The following is a 14,388-nucleotide window of genomic DNA, read 5'->3' as shown; positions in this document are numbered from 1 at the left end:
TTCGATCGCAGGGTAGCGAGTCCGATCACAAAGTTTTATTTGCGGGCAAGCTGCTCGGCCAGAAGTGCCAGACTTCTGAGCTGCTGCGCCAGATCCTCGCGTTCGGCCTGCTGCGGCGTGCGGCGCGCGCTGGAATGCCGGGTAACCAGCGCCACCGGCAGCTGAACCTGCCAGCACGTCTCGCCTTCGGTGGGGGCCAGCAGCCACTCCACGCTGCGCTCGCCAGCCTCGCGAAATGCCTGGCGAATGGTCGTCAGCGGCGGGGAAAACCAGGCGCTGTCAGCCGTATCGTCGAACCCGACCACCGACATCTGACCTGGAATCGCGATCCCCTTTTCAGCACAGGCGCGCATCACTCCGAGCGCCATTTGATCGTTCGCCACCAGAATGGCATCCGGCACTGCGCTACCCGACAGCAGCACATGCCCTTTCTCATAACCGCTGGCCGCGCTCCAGTCTCCATAAGCCACCGCAGCGGCGTCATGCCCCGCGCGGGCCAGAGCCGCTTTCCATCCTGCCAGGCGCGCCCGAGCAGAGACCGAGCTTTCCGGCCCGCTCAGCAGGGCAATATGCTGATGCCCCAGCGAAAGCAGGTGCTCAACGCCCAGATGCGCCCCCTGCCCGGCGTTAAACACGAGGCTGTTTACCTGTGCTGAAGGCGAGACATCAAGGAACAGCACCGGAACAGGTGATGCCAGCGCCCTGAGCGCTTCGGCGTCAGGATCGTCGAGCGGCACATTCACCAGCAGCGCGTCCACCCGCTGCGCCAGTAGCGCCTGAAGTGCGGCCTGACACTGCTGCGGTTGCTCCACCATGGAAATGAGGACGCTCGCCCCTTTTTCGGCCGCACGTGATTTTACCGCCGACACAATTTGCGAGGGCGCATGCAGGGCAAGATCGGTGGTGATGAGTCCCAGCGTGCGGGTGCGTTTACCCGCCAGCTGCTGTGCCCGCAGGTTAGGCACGTAGTGCAGTTCTGCCATCGCCTGCTGCACCTTTTCCCGCGTGCGGGCAGAGACATGCTCCGCGTCGTTAATGACGCGAGAGACGGTCTGATAAGAAACCCCCGCAAGGAGGGCGACATCATAGAGAGTGATCGCTTTCATGCATTGTGGCATCGCGTGAGTTGTGGCCCATTATTGTGGCACAGCGACGCCGCTAAAACATGTGAGCGCTTCGCAAAATTAAACAACCCGCTCCGGCTGCGCGATTTCAGCAACGCGCGGCTTCTGGCGGAACCAGGGCAGACAGAGCTGGATAAGTGGGCCAATGGTCAGGGCATACACGACCGTTCCCACCCCAAACGTGCCGCCAAGCACGCACCCAATCAGCAGGACGGACACCTCAATGGAGGTGCGCACGCTGCGAATGGACCACCCCAGACGGGCATGAATGCCGGTCATCAGGCCGTCGCGCGGACCAGGCCCAAAACCGGCGCCAATGTACATGCTGGTCGCAATCGCGTTCATCACGATGCCCGACACCAGGAAAGCGATGCGAACAGGTAACGAATCCAGTTCCGGAATAAGCGCCATGCTGGCGTCCGCCGCCAGACCGATACAAATCACGTTGCTGATGGTGCCCAGGCCCGGCATCTGGCGCAGGGGGATCCACAGCAGCAGCACCGCAGCACCGGTTAAAATGATCACCGTCCCGATGGTCATCCCCAGCTGTATCCCCACCCCAAGGTGAAAAACATCCCAGGGATCGACACCCAAATCGGAACGAATAAACATCGCGGTGGACAGGCCATACAGTCCTAAACCGACATAGAGTTGTAGCAGACGACGTACCATTTTTATCTTCTCCAGTGAACCAGGCTTTCATCCTGACCTAAAATGGCACTATGATTAATGTCCAGTTTTCAAATAGTGGACTGCATATGTCGTCACGTCGCTTCGGAAGCCAGTCGCTGGTACGCCTTTTAGGCCACTGGCAGCAAACCTCATCCCGCACGCCGCTCTGGCGGCAGCTGGCCGATGCGCTGCGCCTGTTAATTCTTGATGGGCGTCTGGCACTGAATACACGGCTACCGGGAGAGCGCGAGCTGGCCACGGCGCTGGACGTAAGCCGGACCACCATCAGCAGCGCCCTCGCCCATCTGCGCGAGGAGGGATATCTAGAGAGCCGCCACGGCAGCGGGTCACGCGTGATCCTCCCGGATACGCGCGCCGTTCCCACGCTTTCCGCAGCGAGTGCCGCGCTGGATCTCTCCACTGCCGCTCTCAATGCCGGGCCGGAGATCCACCAGGCGTATACCCATGCGCTCACGGCCATTACGCAGCACCTCTCGCTGACGGGCTACGATCAGCTAGGACTGCCAACGCTGCGGGAGGCCATCGCTGCGCGTTATACCGCGCGGGGCCTTCCCACCCGCGCGGACGAAGTGATGGTGGTCAATGGCGCCGTCAGCGGCTTCGCGCTGGTCCTGCGGATGATGACCGGGCCCGGGGATCGCGTTGTGGTCGATCACCCCACCTATCCGCTGGCGATTGCCGCCATTCAGGGCGCGCAGTGTCGGCCCGTGGGGGTGTCGCTGCCGGAAACGGGCTGGGATACGGATGGCTTCGCCGCCACGCTTGCCCAAACCGCGCCGCGCCTGGCGTATCTGATGCCTGATTTTCATAACCCCACCGGGCGCTGTATGGATATTGCGACGCGCCAGGCCATTACCGATATTGCTGCGCAAACCCGTACGGCGCTGGTGGTGGATGAAACGATGGTGGATCTCTGGTTTGACGCTCCTCCTCCGCCCCCGCTGGCCTCCTTTAACCCGCAGGCCACCGTCATCACCTTAGGCTCCGCCGGAAAAAGTTTCTGGGGCGGGCTGCGTCTCGGCTGGATCCGCGCCTCCTCGCGCACGATCGCCACGCTTGCCCAAACGCGAGATACCCTCGATTTAGGTTCGCCACTGCTGGAACAGCTGGCGGCGCTGTGGCTCATCAACAACAGCGAGACGTTTCTACCCGCCCGCCGCAAAATGCTGGCGGAACGACGCAATCGATGCGGTGAACTGCTGCGTGAACATTTCCCGGACTGGACATTCCATGAAGCGGAAGGCGGGCTCTCTTACTGGATCGAGCTACCGGGCATGCTGGCGACACAGCTTGCCGCGCGGGCTGAGATTCTGGGGATTAATCTGGGAACCGGTACGCGGTTTGGCTTATCGGGCGCGTTTGACCGCTATTTGCGGATGCCCTTCTCGCTCGAACCAACAGAGCTTGAACAGGCGCTGCTGAGGATTAAACCGTTATGGCTCGCCCTGAATAAAAACGTGCCAGCCGTTAAACGCAGCGTGATTTAATATTAAAAGTTTGAAGCCGATCATAAAAAATAAAAACTGCTGACTGTCACGGATACAGTCAGCAGTTTTCACCCATCCGGAATTAATGCTGAGCAGGAATAGGAAACCCTTTCAGTGAAATAACGAAGTTTTCACCGTCTTTCTTTATTTTTGCGCCAGTATCACACCAGTCAGACGCAATACGAAAGAACTCATCACTTCCGACATTCCAGCCAAGACGTACATGCTTCACGTAGCCTGAACGCAATAGATCGCAGGCCTCTTTGTAGTCACTGGCAGTTGACAGTTGTTGTTTCATTTTCTCTTCTTCAGAAGTTTGCGTAGAGCTTTGATTTCTTTAGGAGTAAAAGGAGAAACACTCTCTTCTTCCGTATGCTGATTATCAATATCCTCTTCCGATACTCCCGCCTCTTCTACTGCTTCGAACGCCAGCAGCAGCAGTTTCTCTGTCGTCACGCTTAAGTTCTCGTTATTCACTTCCGCATAGTGGCGAAGCCTTTCTTTTAGCGCGTCATCAATCTTAACGTTTAATACCGCTGTAGCCATGTTTGTCACTTCCCTTCGGAATAAGTACTTTATTTAATACACGAAGTTAACAATGTTATCCAGATATATATTTTTTTGAGTTATGCCAGAAAATAGACGGCCAATGATAAAATGCCCGACTATTATTACAGGTTTATGACATTAATATTTCAGCACGATGAAATATATATTACACGATATAGGCATACTATTATTGTGGGATAGCCGTCAAAAGTGAGAGGTGAAAGCAGGAAGATTTTATGAGAGCGAAAATGGGTGGGGGCCCTGCCAGCTACATCCCGGCACACACGTCGTCTGCCCTGGCTGCTTCCTTCCGGACCTGACCTGGTGAACAGAGTAGCGTTGCGGGAGAACCAACAGAGCCCCCATTGAGAGCGTTGATAACCAACGCACTGGCGCATTATCCCTGTGCGAAGGCCCAATTGCAAGCCGCCAGGAACCGGATGCTGGTTTCTTGCGCAAACAGGCGCAGCAATCATGACGATCTTCGTTTACCATGGCTCTCCAGAAACTCCCCACAGGTGAAGGTATGGACGAGCACGACTCCTTTCCACAGCGCGTATGGCAAATCGTGGCTTCAATCCCGGAGGGCTATGTCACCACCTATGGTGATGTCGCGCGCCTGGCCGGTTCCCCGCGCGCGGCGCGACAGGTTGGAGGCGTCCTGAAACGGCTGCCGGAAGGCAGTACGTTACCCTGGCATCGGGTGGTGAACCGTCATGGCGTCATCTCACTCACCGGGCCGGATCTCCAGCGTCAGCGTCAGGCGTTACTTTCAGAGGGGGTGCAGGTGTCAGGGTCGGGTCAGATCGATCTGCAGAAGTACCGGTGGGTGTATTAACCCCTCTCCCGAAGGAGAGGGGAATACCCATTACATCTGAGTGGGTGGGGTTGGCAGGGACGGCTGATTGGTCTGCGGTGCGATCGGCACTTCGGTCTGCTGCACAGGCACCAGGTTCAGGTCGATTTTGGTCCCACCGTTGTTAATCGCTTCCTGGACCGTATCGGTGATAAACACCAGCTTACCGTTGATGGTGACCGCTGCGCTCAGCAGAATACGGGCATTAGGCTGCACGTCCGACGGGTTATACGGCAACACGAAGCTAAACGGCGCCTGCTTGCCTTCAGTACGGACGGCACGCTGAGCCACGACTTTCGACGGCGCGTCGGCCAGGGAAGCATCAGACAGCGTCACCGTTAATACCGCATCCGGCGGCAACGCAACTTTCTGTTTAATCCAGATGGTACCGGAAACGTTAGGCTGCTGAATGGACTGCTGCGAAAGGGTATTAATCCCGTTCGGGTCAGCTGCTGGCACTGGCACCTGGGCGCTCTTACCGGCACAGGCGGACAACGCCACCGCAATCGCTACACCACTTAGCATAGGCACGAGTTTCATTGAAGTCTCCTTATCATCAATGCACCAGCGGGATCGATCCCATCCGATGTCGTTTCAATCACATAACGTAGTTAAGTGTGGCACAACTCACTGATTAATGCCTGAAATCATCCCGATATTCAGATTATTCTACCCATCGGACCACTTTCATTTCTGCGTTATACTCTGCCTATCTTTCGCTACGGCGTTTATTGAGGACAACTATGAGTCAGGCACTGAACAATCTGCTGACATTACTGAATCTGGAAAAAATTGAGGAAGGACTCTTTCGCGGACAAAGCGAAGATTTAGGCTTACGCCAGGTCTTCGGTGGGCAAGTCGTTGGACAAGCGCTGTACGCTGCAAAGGAGACTGTCCCGGCAGACCGTCTGGTGCATTCATTCCACAGCTACTTCTTACGCCCTGGCGATAGCGCGAAACCCATCGTGTATGACGTTGAAGTTCTGCGAGACGGTAACAGCTTCAGCGCGCGCCGCGTCGCGGCCATTCAGAACGGTAAGCCGATCTTTTACATGACCGCCTCCTTCCAGGCGCCAGAGCCGGGTTATGAGCATCAGAAAGTCATGCCCCCTGCCCCCTCGCCGGACGATCTCAAATCGGAAACGGATATCGCTCGCGCCCTGGCGCATCTGCTGCCGCCGCAGGTCAAAGAGAAGTTTCTCTGCGATAAGCCGCTTGAGATCCGCCCCGTCGAATTCCACAACCCGATGAAAGGCCACACCGCCGAGCCAAAACGCCAGGTGTGGATCCGCGCCAACGGCACCGTGCCGGAAGATTTCCGCGTCCATCAGTATCTGCTGGGCTATGCGTCTGACTTCAACTTCCTGCCGGTGGCGCTGCAGCCGCACGGCGTCGGCTTCCTCGAAAAAGGGATGCAGGTCGCGACGATCGATCACTCGATGTGGTTCCACCGTCCCTTCAACATGAATGAGTGGCTGCTCTACAGCGTGGAGAGTACGTCGGCATCCAGTGCCCGCGGATTTGTGCGTGGGGAGTTTTATACTCAGGACGGCGTGCTGGTGGCTTCAACGGTGCAGGAAGGGGTAATGCGTAACAGAGGTTAATGTAAAAAGCCCGGTGGCGCGACGCTTACCGGGCCTACGTTTTGTGCTGTTGTAGGCCGGGTAAGGCGAAGCCGCCACCCGGCAAGACACTCAGATCATGCGTTATACGCATTCTCGCCGTGGCTGTTCACATCCAGACCTTCGCGTTCCTGCTCTTCCGGTACGCGCAGACCGACCGTCATGTCCGCCAGCTTGTAGCCGATGAACGCGACAACCGCAGACCACACCACGGTGATAGCAATACTTTCCAGCTGCACCAGCACCTGATGAACCATGGTGACGCCTTCTGCATAGCCCACACCACCGAGCGATTTCGCCGCGAAGATACCGGTCATGATACAGCCGACAATCCCGCACACGCCGTGAACGCCAAATACATCGCAAGGGTCATCCACGCGCAGCAGACGTTTCAGTGCGGTCACGCCCCACAGACCCGCCAGACCGGACACCAGACCGACCAGCAGCGCGCCGCCGACACCGACATAACCACACGCAGGGGTGATACCAACCAGACCCGCAATCGCCCCCGAGCAGGCACCCAGCAGGGAAGGTTTACCGCGCACCGCCCACTCGCCAAATACCCAGGAGAGGATTGCACCCGCCGTGGCCACCACGGTGTTCACGAAGGCCAGTGCGGCAATTTCGTTCGCGGCACTGGCTGAGCCGGCGTTGAAGCCAAACCAGCCAAAGTAGAGGATCGCGGTACCGGTAAAGACCATCGGCAGGTTGTGCGGTTTGAACGCCTCTTTGCCGAAGCCCACGCGTTTGCCAATCAGGTATGCGCCCACCAGACCCGCGACCGCGGCGTTAATGTGAACAACGGTACCGCCCGCGAAGTCCAGCGCGCCGTGCGTCGCCAGCAGACCGCCACCCCAGACCATGTGCGCAATCGGCACATAGGAGAGCGTCAGCCAGACCACCACGAAGATCAGGACCGCAGAGAAACGAATACGCTCAGCGAGCGCGCCCACAATCAGCCCGACGGTAATGCAGGCGAAGGAGCCCTGGAACGCCACGTGAATATACTGATAGAAGCTGCCCATCAGCGCGGTCAGTTCAATGTTTTTCAGCATCACCCAGTCGAAGTTACCAAAGAACGCGTTGCCCGTGCCGAACGCCAGCGAGTAACCGTAAACCACCCATAGCACGCAGACCAGTGCGAACGTCACGGCAACCTGCGTCAGCATGGAGAGAACGTTTTTGCCACGGATCAGGCCGCCGTAGAACAGCGCAATGCCCGGAATGGACATGAACAGCACCAGCGCGGTGCTGATCATCATAAAGGCGTTATCGGCTTTGTCGGCCACCGCTGGGGCAGCAGCCAGCGCCAGGCCCGGCAGCAGCGCCAGCGAACCCAGACCCGTTTTAAGTGTTGCTATCTTCATTTTCTCGATCCCTATCACTGTGTGCCAGGCGTTAATTACAGAGCCGCTTCGTCAGATTCGCCGGTACGGATGCGAATGACGCGCTGCAGTTCGGCAACGAAAATTTTGCCGTCGCCAATTTTGCCGGTGTAGGCCGCTTTGCTAATGACATCAATGACTTCATCAAGCTGATCGTCAGCAATCGCGACATCAATTTTTACTTTTGGCAGAAAGTTAACGCTGTATTCCGCCCCGCGATAAAGCTCGGCATGACCCTTCTGACGACCAAAGCCTTTCACTTCGGTGACAGTCAGTCCCTGAATACCCATTGAAGACAATGCTTCACGCACGTCTTCGAGTTTGAATGGTTTGATTACAACCGTAACCAGCTTCATAGATCCCCTCCAGTCAGAATTCGGTAATGGCCGCAGCTTACGCGGAAGGTATTGCAAGGGATGTGCCAGAAATGAAAACGGGAGGGAATCGCGGTGCGATGTGCGTTACACGGTCCTGATAAATGAACCGGTGAAAAAAAACGCACCATGCCGGTGCAGGGTGCGTTTCAGTTTTGCACCAACAGGAATGACTGTTAGCGCGGCGCCTCATTTTAGTGCATCAGGCGCTAAGCGACTCTTCATCACGCACGCTGGCGGCCAGCTCTTCACCCGCCAACTGCAGCTGGTACATCTGCCAGTAGCGCCCTTTTGCTTCCAGCAGCTCGCGGTGCGTACCGCGCTCCACGGCTTGTCCGCGATGCAGCACCAGAATAGTGTCCGCGTCGACGATGGTGGAAAGACGGTGGGCAATCACCACCAGCGTCGTATGGTCGCGTACGGCGGCCAGCGCCTGCTGAATCGCCTGCTCGGTACCGGAATCTATGCTGGCCGTGGCTTCGTCAAGAATCAGCACCTGCGGCGTTTCAATCAGGACGCGCGCCAGCGCCAGGAGCTGTTTTTGCCCCACGGAGAGATTGTTGCCCTGCTCGCCCAGCTTCGTGTTGATCCCGTCGCTGAACCCGCGCGCCAGCTCTGCCAGCTGCACCGTTTCCAGTACTGCCCAAACCTGCTCCTCCGAATAGTCCCGTCCCAGGGTTACGTTGGCAAAGAAGGTATCGGCCAGTACGACCGGATCCTGCTGCACCATCGCAACGCCTTTGCGTAACACCGTGTGGCTAAGAGACGCGAGCGGGCGTCCATCGAGGCGGATTTCGCCTTGCGTGACCGGGTAGTAGCCCATCAACAGGCTGGCGAGCGTGCTCTTACCGCTGCCGGTATGACCCACCAGCGCGACGAAACCGCGCGACGGAACGTCAAGCGTGATGTCCTGCAACACCAGACGGTCTTCACGATAGGCAAACGAGACGTTATCAAAGGCGATAGTCCCGCTTTGCAGAGGTCGCTCATCATTGCCGTAGGCCTGACGCGGCCTGTCCATCAGCTCAAAGACGCGCTCACCGGCGACGACCGCCTGTTGCAGCATCGATTGCTGCGTAGTGAGCTCGATCAGCGGCTCGTTGAGGCGTCCCAGATAGCTAATAAAAGCGTACAGCACGCCCACCTCAATCGTACCGTTTGAGCTCAGGCCAAAGAGCATCAGCAGCCCACACAGCACCAGCGCTGAGAACAGGCTCAGCAGCGGTCGCAGCAGGAAACCGTCCAGGCGCAGCGTCTGCATACGCGCCATATAGTGTGAACGGCTGGCTTCGCCCATGCGCTCGCCAAAGCGCGCCTGCTGGCGGAACTGCTGGATGACGCTCATGCCGTTAATCACTTCGTTGAAGCCATCGTTGATGTCGGCCAGATAGGCGCGAACCCGACGCACAATCGGCGTGCTGTAACGCTGGTAAATCACCATGACGATCAGCACCGCCGGGAAGATAGTGATCGCCACCAGCGCCATGCGCCAGTCGAGGCTGAACATCGCCACCAGCATCGCGCCAATCAGCGCCGCGCTGCGAAATACCGTCGCAACCACGGTCACGTACAGATCGCGGATCACCTCGGTATCGTTGGTCACGCGCGAAATCACCTGCCCGACCGGCTGGATATCAAACTCGCTGAGCGGCTGGCGAAGCGCCGCGTCCATGACATCGGTACGCAACTGCTGAACAACGCCCACGGCGGCCCGGTTAAACAGCAGCGACTGAGCATAATGCAACCCTGCCGCCGTCAGCTGTAAGCCGACGTAGGCCACGCCTAAACCCGCCACCAGATCCAGCGGTAGATAGCTTTTGGCGACCATGTTGTCGATAAAATAGCTGATGAGCAGCGGACCGCTCACTTCGGCAATTGCCGCAATCCAGAGTAAAAGCACGGCAACCGAGAGCGGTTTACGCCACGGTGAGCCGTAGGCCAGCAGACGTTTAAGCGTCGGCCACATCGTTCCGAGCTTACGCATTGGCGGCCTCCTGATCCTGCTCCGGCGCATCGTCAAGCGCCGCTTCAAGCTGTTGATAGCGGTACATATCGCGATACCAGCCCGGCTGCTCGGCCAGCGCGTCATGCTGCCCGCGCTGGGCAATATGGCCGTGCTGCAATACCAGAATTTCGCTGGCTTCGGTAAGCGCTGACAAACGGTGGGCACTGATGATTATCGTGCGTCCGTCACCCCACTGGCGCAGGTTATGCAGGATCTGATGCTCGGTACGGCCATCCACGGCGGAGAGCGCATCGTCCAGGATCAGGATTTCCGCATTCAGCAGCAGCGCGCGGGCAATGGAGATACGCTGTTTTTGCCCGCCGGACAGCATGACGCCACGTTCCCCGACTTCGGTGTCGTAGCCCTGCGGCAGGCGCAAAATGTCATCATGTACGCTGGCTAAACGCGCCACATGCTCGATCTCTTCCTGCGTTGCTGCCGGGCACCCAAGCGCGATGTTGTTCGCCACGGTGTCAGAAAAAAGAAACGGCGTCTGGCTGACAACCGCCAGGCGACCACGCCACTCATCCAGCAGCAGGCTGGTGAGCGGAATATCATGGAAGCGAATATCGCCCTGCGTGACGTCGAAGTGGCGCTGGAGCAGCGACAGCACGGTACTTTTACCGGATCCCGTCGGGCCACAGATGCCCAGCATCTGGCCGGGCTGCAGCGTAAAGCTGACGTTCTCCAGCACCGGATGCTCCGTATGCGGATAGACAAACTTGCGGACGTCGACATGCATGACGCCGCGCCCTTCCGGTACGGCTTCGCTACCGTCGATGACCACCGGCGCTTCGGCCAGCATGGCGCGAATGCGGCTATAGGCGGCACTGCCGCGCTCAACAATATTAAACATCCAGGCCAGCGCCAGCATCGGCCAGATCATCAGCCCCAGATACATGGCAAAGCTGGTCAATTGCCCCAGGGTGAGCGTGCCCTGTACCACCATCCAACTGCCGCCGCCAATGGCCAGCAGGTTTGCCATGCCGATTGCGATATAGATCGTCGGGTCAAAGCGGGCGTCAATACGCGCGACGCGCATGTTCTTCGCTCCCGTGTCCGCGGCATCGGCCGCAAACAGCGCTGATTGCCGGTCCTCCAGGCCAAACGCCTTGATCATGCGGATGCTGGTCATGCTCTCCTGGGTGCGATCGTTCAGCGACGAAAACGCCGCCTGCGCCAGCTTGAAGCGCTCGTGCAATTGTTCGCCATAGCGATTGATCGCCAGCGCCATGAGCGGCATCGGCAGCAGGGCCAGCAGGGTCAATTGCCAGCTGATCTGCGTGGACATGACGATCAGCACCGCACAGCCCATCACCAGCGAGTCCACCAGCGTCAACACCCCTTCCCCGGCGGCAAAGACCACGCGGTCAACGTCGTTAGTGGCGCGCGCGATGAGATCCCCGGTGCGGTGGCGCAGATAGAATTCGGGATGCTGTCGGCTCAGCTGGTGATAAAAATCTTCGCGCAGCTCAACGGCCAGCTGATAGGACGCACCAAACAGCAGCACGCGCCAGACGTAGCGCAGCAGATAAACAATGACCGCCGTCAGCACCAGCGTGCCAACCCACATCAACACCCGTGCGGTGGTGTAATGCTGTTCGGTGACGCCATCCACGACGTAGCCCACCACTTTCGGCGGGATCAGCTGCAGGATGGCAATGATAATAAGCAGGGCGACTGCACCGAGGTAGCGTTGCCACTCCCGACGAAAGTACCAGCTTAATTGGGCAAATAATCGCACGCGGTTTGTTCCTGAAGGTATTTTACGAAGTTATTCAATAGGTAATGCTGTGGTGTATTTAATCTGTTCCATGGCGAAGCTTGAGGTGACGTCCGATAACCCCGGCACGCTGTTCACCAGCCGCTTGTAGAAGTCATCATAGCGCTTCATGTCGGCCACCTGGACGCGCATCAGGTAATCGTACTCGCCGGCCATGCGCCAGAAACCGAGCACTTCGGGCATCTCAGACACCTGGGTGACGAAGCGGCAATACCACTCGCTGCTGTGATGCTGGGTTTTTATCAGCACAAATGCCGTCAACCCAAGCCCCAGTTTTTCGGGATCTAACAGCGCGACGCGCCCCAGAAGAATGCCGTCATCTTCCAGCTTCTTAAGACGCTTCCAGCACGGGGTGGTGGTCAGATTAACGGCATCTGCCAGCGCCTGCAAAGAGAGGGTACAGTCACTTTGCAGCAATGAAAGGAGCTTGCGGTCAATTTTATCTAGCATACCCACCTCACAGAGAAAATTTTTCTCCCTTCATTCTATTTTAAAGGCCAGATAGCAACAATTTTTTCTGTGCTTTTCGCTATGCTAGGCACAAAATGACAAACGGATAACGACGATGAATAGCACCTGGGTTAAACATGCGATCAGCGAAATCAATGCCGACTATCAGCGCTCGGCGGATACGCACCTGATTCGCCTTTCCCTGCCGGGATTTGACGGCATTCAGCTCTATCTGAAAGATGAAAGCACCCATCCTACCGGCAGCCTGAAGCATCGCCTGGCGCGCTCGCTGTTTTTATACGGTTTATGTAACGGCTGGATTAAAGAAGGCACCACCATTATTGAATCCTCTTCCGGTTCAACGGCGGTATCCGAAGCCTATTTCGCCCGCCTGCTGGGTCTGCCGTTTATCGCGGTGATGCCCTCCTGCACCGCAAAACGCAAAATCGAGCAGATCGAATTTTACGGCGGTCGCTGCCACTTTGTGGAAAGCGCCTGCGAAATTTACGCCGCCTCCGAAATGCTGGCCCGTGAGCTGAACGGCCACTATATGGACCAGTTCACCTTCGCCGAGCGCGCGACGGACTGGCGCGGGAATAACAACATTGCCGACAGTATCTTCCGCCAGATGACCCACGAACCGCATCCGGTTCCGTCCTACATTGTCATGAGCGCCGGTACCGGCGGCACGTCAGCCACGATCGGACGCTACATCCGCTGTCAGGGATACGATACCCAGCTGATGGTGGTTGACCCGCAGAACTCCGTGTTCCTCGACTACTGGCAAAACCGCGATGCCGACCTGCGCAGCCCGGTAGGCAGCAAAATTGAAGGCATTGGCCGTCCGCGCGTCGAGCCCTCTTTCATCCCCGATGTGGTGGACGAGATGATGCGCGTGCCGGATGCCGCCAGCGTGGCCACTGCTCACTGGCTGGAGACGCAACTGGGCCGCAAAGTGGGTGCCTCGACGGGCACCAATATGTGGGGTGCGCTGCAGCTTGCCGCACGCATGCGCGAAGCGGGCCGCAGCGGTTCCATCGTCACGCTGCTGTGCGACAGCGGCGAGCGTTACCTTGATACCTACTACAATGCGGAGTGGGTGCAGGCTAACATCGGTGATATCGCCCCCTGGAAAGCGCAGATTGCGCAGCTGCTGAAATAAAAAAAAGCCAGACCGAAGTCTGGCTTGCTGGAAGGGTCTCACTATTCGGGGGAATAGGGGAGGTTGTTATTGTCCAGCCAATGCGTCAAAAAATGGGACACCGCTTCATTACGGCAGTGACCAATAACCGGCAGATGGGGAAGTTCTGCTTTCAGCTGCGCCATCGCATTCCCCATGATCAGACCACGACCTACGCTACCCAGCATTTCGCGGTCGTTCATGGCGTCGCCGAACGCCATACACTCCTGCAGCGTTAATCCCAGGTGGTCGCTCAGCACCGCCAGAGCGGAACCTTTGTTACAGCCCACCGGCAGCACTTCCAGGCAATCCACCGCCGAGAAGGTCAGGTGTGCCCGGTCACCCAGCGCCTCATTCAGTTGAATCCGTAAGCGACAGAGATCGTCGTGATCGCCGCAGAAGCAGATCTTGGTTACCGCATGGGCAGGGATCCGACGCAGATCGATAAGCTGGTATTTAAAGCCGCTGTATACATGCGCGTGCAATAATTCCGGGATGTCGCTTCCGGTAAACCAGCCGCGATCGTTAAAGACGTGGACGCTGGCCTGCGTGTCCCAGGTACTGTGCAGCACGATGTCCGCCACTTCCGGGTTGAGATCCTGCCGGTGCAGCACATCGCCTTCTACGGAGTGAATTCGCGTCCCGTTGCCGGTGATCAGAAAGGCGTCGAGGGAAAACGCGCCCAGCAGGTGGCGCATCTCCAGCACATGGCGGCCAGTGGCAAACGTCAGGGTGACATTACGCTCGTGCAGACGCTTCAGCGTGTTCAGGGTTTTCTCCCCTAAACGGTGATCCGGCATTAACAGCGTACCGTCCATATCAAATGCAGCGAGCCGAGCCATGATTACTCCCGAAATGTGATGCGGTTAACTTGTGCAAC

Annotated in this window: 14 protein-coding genes, 1 other RNA gene and 1 pseudogene; 4 read left to right on the top strand and 12 right to left on the bottom strand. The window is 57.8% G+C overall.

The genetic code is table 11. The features are described 5' to 3' along the window. Positions 1 to 35: 35 nt before the first annotated feature. Both ACMGGQ_RS03130 and ACMGGQ_RS03125 read right to left on the bottom strand, forming a co-directional pair. A complete protein-coding gene (locus tag ACMGGQ_RS03130) occupies positions 36 to 1,106 on the bottom strand; it encodes a LacI family DNA-binding transcriptional regulator (RefSeq protein ID WP_262802179.1) in 1,071 nt (356 codons plus the stop codon). 78 nt (positions 1,107 to 1,184) lie between these two features. Next, positions 1,185 to 1,796 carry a YczE/YyaS/YitT family protein gene (locus tag ACMGGQ_RS03125; RefSeq protein WP_032656565.1) on the bottom strand — a complete coding sequence of 204 codons (612 nt, stop codon included), beginning with the start codon at positions 1,794 to 1,796 and terminating at the stop codon, positions 1,185 to 1,187. 86 nt (positions 1,797 to 1,882) lie between these two features. Between ACMGGQ_RS03125 and ACMGGQ_RS03120 the strand changes: the two genes are divergently transcribed. Then, on the top strand, positions 1,883 to 3,304 hold the full coding sequence (locus ACMGGQ_RS03120; RefSeq protein WP_420289570.1) for a PLP-dependent aminotransferase family protein: 1,422 nt from the start codon (positions 1,883 to 1,885) through the stop codon (positions 3,302 to 3,304). Between the two features lie 82 nt (positions 3,305 to 3,386). Here the strand turns inward: ACMGGQ_RS03120 and ACMGGQ_RS03115 are convergent, their stop codons facing one another. The 3 genes from ACMGGQ_RS03115 to ffs form a co-directional block, all read right to left on the bottom strand. Continuing rightward, positions 3,387 to 3,602 (bottom strand): hypothetical protein, encoded by a 216-nt coding sequence (locus ACMGGQ_RS03115; RefSeq protein WP_008503298.1) that lies wholly within the window; start codon positions 3,600 to 3,602, stop codon positions 3,387 to 3,389. Further along, on the bottom strand, positions 3,599 to 3,850 hold the full coding sequence (locus tag ACMGGQ_RS03110; RefSeq protein WP_023310587.1) for a hypothetical protein: 252 nt from the start codon (positions 3,848 to 3,850) through the stop codon (positions 3,599 to 3,601). The genes ACMGGQ_RS03115 and ACMGGQ_RS03110 overlap by 4 nt, the downstream gene beginning before the upstream one ends. A gap of 262 nt (positions 3,851 to 4,112) precedes the next feature. Continuing rightward, positions 4,113 to 4,209: signal recognition particle sRNA small type (gene ffs / locus ACMGGQ_RS03105), an RNA gene on the bottom strand. An 84-nt stretch (positions 4,210 to 4,293) separates the two neighbouring features. Here ffs and ACMGGQ_RS03100 point away from each other — a divergent pair. Next, positions 4,294 to 4,691 (top strand): annotated as a pseudogene (locus tag ACMGGQ_RS03100) (MGMT family protein). 30 nt (positions 4,692 to 4,721) lie between these two features. Here the strand turns inward: ACMGGQ_RS03100 and ACMGGQ_RS03095 are convergent. Then, positions 4,722 to 5,249: a YbaY family lipoprotein gene (locus ACMGGQ_RS03095; RefSeq protein ID WP_045909766.1), complete on the bottom strand. Its 528-nt coding sequence runs from the start codon at positions 5,247 to 5,249 to the stop codon at positions 4,722 to 4,724. Between the two features lie 203 nt (positions 5,250 to 5,452). On the opposite strand from ACMGGQ_RS03095, the gene tesB reads away from it, so the two are divergent. Then, a complete protein-coding gene (tesB, locus tag ACMGGQ_RS03090) occupies positions 5,453 to 6,313 on the top strand; it encodes an acyl-CoA thioesterase II (RefSeq protein WP_023293157.1) in 861 nt (286 codons plus the stop codon). Between the two features lie 95 nt (positions 6,314 to 6,408). On the opposite strand, the gene amtB is transcribed toward tesB, so the two are convergent. The 5 genes from amtB to ACMGGQ_RS03065 form a co-directional block, all read right to left on the bottom strand. After that, the gene (gene amtB, locus ACMGGQ_RS03085; RefSeq protein ID WP_047074530.1) at positions 6,409 to 7,698 is read right to left on the bottom strand and encodes an ammonium transporter AmtB; all 1,290 of its coding nucleotides are present in this window, start codon (positions 7,696 to 7,698) and stop codon (positions 6,409 to 6,411) included. A gap of 35 nt (positions 7,699 to 7,733) precedes the next feature. Then, positions 7,734 to 8,072, bottom strand: a complete 339-nt coding sequence (glnK, locus tag ACMGGQ_RS03080; protein ID WP_008503304.1) for a P-II family nitrogen regulator — start codon at positions 8,070 to 8,072, stop codon at positions 7,734 to 7,736. A gap of 220 nt (positions 8,073 to 8,292) precedes the next feature. Then, a complete protein-coding gene (locus ACMGGQ_RS03075) occupies positions 8,293 to 10,074 on the bottom strand; it encodes a SmdB family multidrug efflux ABC transporter permease/ATP-binding protein (protein WP_420289569.1) in 1,782 nt (593 codons plus the stop codon). Then, complete coding sequence (locus ACMGGQ_RS03070) at positions 10,067 to 11,839, bottom strand: SmdA family multidrug ABC transporter permease/ATP-binding protein (protein WP_126534535.1); 1,773 nt, start codon at positions 11,837 to 11,839, stop codon at positions 10,067 to 10,069. Before ACMGGQ_RS03070 ends, ACMGGQ_RS03075 begins: the two co-directional genes overlap by 8 nt. 30 nt (positions 11,840 to 11,869) lie before the next feature. Continuing rightward, positions 11,870 to 12,328 (bottom strand): Lrp/AsnC family transcriptional regulator, encoded by a 459-nt coding sequence (locus tag ACMGGQ_RS03065; RefSeq protein ID WP_008503307.1) that lies wholly within the window; start codon positions 12,326 to 12,328, stop codon positions 11,870 to 11,872. Between the two features lie 115 nt (positions 12,329 to 12,443). Here ACMGGQ_RS03065 and ACMGGQ_RS03060 point away from each other — a divergent pair, with 115 nt between their 5' ends. Next, positions 12,444 to 13,490 (top strand): PLP-dependent cysteine synthase family protein, encoded by a 1,047-nt coding sequence (locus ACMGGQ_RS03060; protein ID WP_048030096.1) that lies wholly within the window; start codon positions 12,444 to 12,446, stop codon positions 13,488 to 13,490. A gap of 41 nt (positions 13,491 to 13,531) precedes the next feature. Here ACMGGQ_RS03060 and cof read toward each other — a convergent pair whose 3' ends face one another. Then, entirely contained in the window at positions 13,532 to 14,350 is an 819-nt protein-coding gene (gene cof, locus ACMGGQ_RS03055; RefSeq protein ID WP_045356424.1) for an HMP-PP phosphatase, read from the bottom strand. Positions 14,351 to 14,388: the final 38 nt, after the last annotated feature.

Source organism: Enterobacter sp. BNK-13, assembly GCF_048685015.1.
Taxonomy (GTDB): Bacteria; Pseudomonadota; Gammaproteobacteria; order Enterobacterales; family Enterobacteriaceae; genus Enterobacter; species Enterobacter quasiroggenkampii.
The sequence above is the reverse complement of the archived record's forward strand: the minus strand, read 5'-3'. Positions and strand labels throughout refer to the sequence as shown.

What these genes read in the sequence shown, in the direction of transcription:
- cof (WP_045356424.1), bottom strand. Translation starts at nt 14,350, where the DNA reads ATGGCTCGGCTCGCTGCATTTGATATGGACGGTACGCTGTTAATGCCG.
- ACMGGQ_RS03095 (WP_045909766.1), bottom strand. Translation starts at nt 5,249, where the DNA reads ATGAAACTCGTGCCTATGCTAAGTGGTGTAGCGATTGCGGTGGCGTTG.
- ACMGGQ_RS03130 (WP_262802179.1), bottom strand. Translation starts at nt 1,106, where the DNA reads ATGAAAGCGATCACTCTCTATGATGTCGCCCTCCTTGCGGGGGTTTCT.
- ACMGGQ_RS03065 (WP_008503307.1), bottom strand. Translation starts at nt 12,328, where the DNA reads ATGCTAGATAAAATTGACCGCAAGCTCCTTTCATTGCTGCAAAGTGAC.
- tesB (WP_023293157.1), top strand. Translation starts at nt 5,453, where the DNA reads ATGAGTCAGGCACTGAACAATCTGCTGACATTACTGAATCTGGAAAAA.
- ACMGGQ_RS03060 (WP_048030096.1), top strand. Translation starts at nt 12,444, where the DNA reads ATGAATAGCACCTGGGTTAAACATGCGATCAGCGAAATCAATGCCGAC.
- ACMGGQ_RS03120 (WP_420289570.1), top strand. Translation starts at nt 1,883, where the DNA reads ATGTCGTCACGTCGCTTCGGAAGCCAGTCGCTGGTACGCCTTTTAGGC.
- ACMGGQ_RS03075 (WP_420289569.1), bottom strand. Translation starts at nt 10,074, where the DNA reads ATGCGTAAGCTCGGAACGATGTGGCCGACGCTTAAACGTCTGCTGGCC.
- glnK (WP_008503304.1), bottom strand. Translation starts at nt 8,072, where the DNA reads ATGAAGCTGGTTACGGTTGTAATCAAACCATTCAAACTCGAAGACGTG.
- ACMGGQ_RS03125 (WP_032656565.1), bottom strand. Translation starts at nt 1,796, where the DNA reads ATGGTACGTCGTCTGCTACAACTCTATGTCGGTTTAGGACTGTATGGC.
- amtB (WP_047074530.1), bottom strand. Translation starts at nt 7,698, where the DNA reads ATGAAGATAGCAACACTTAAAACGGGTCTGGGTTCGCTGGCGCTGCTG.
- ACMGGQ_RS03110 (WP_023310587.1), bottom strand. Translation starts at nt 3,850, where the DNA reads ATGGCTACAGCGGTATTAAACGTTAAGATTGATGACGCGCTAAAAGAA.
- ACMGGQ_RS03115 (WP_008503298.1), bottom strand. Translation starts at nt 3,602, where the DNA reads ATGAAACAACAACTGTCAACTGCCAGTGACTACAAAGAGGCCTGCGAT.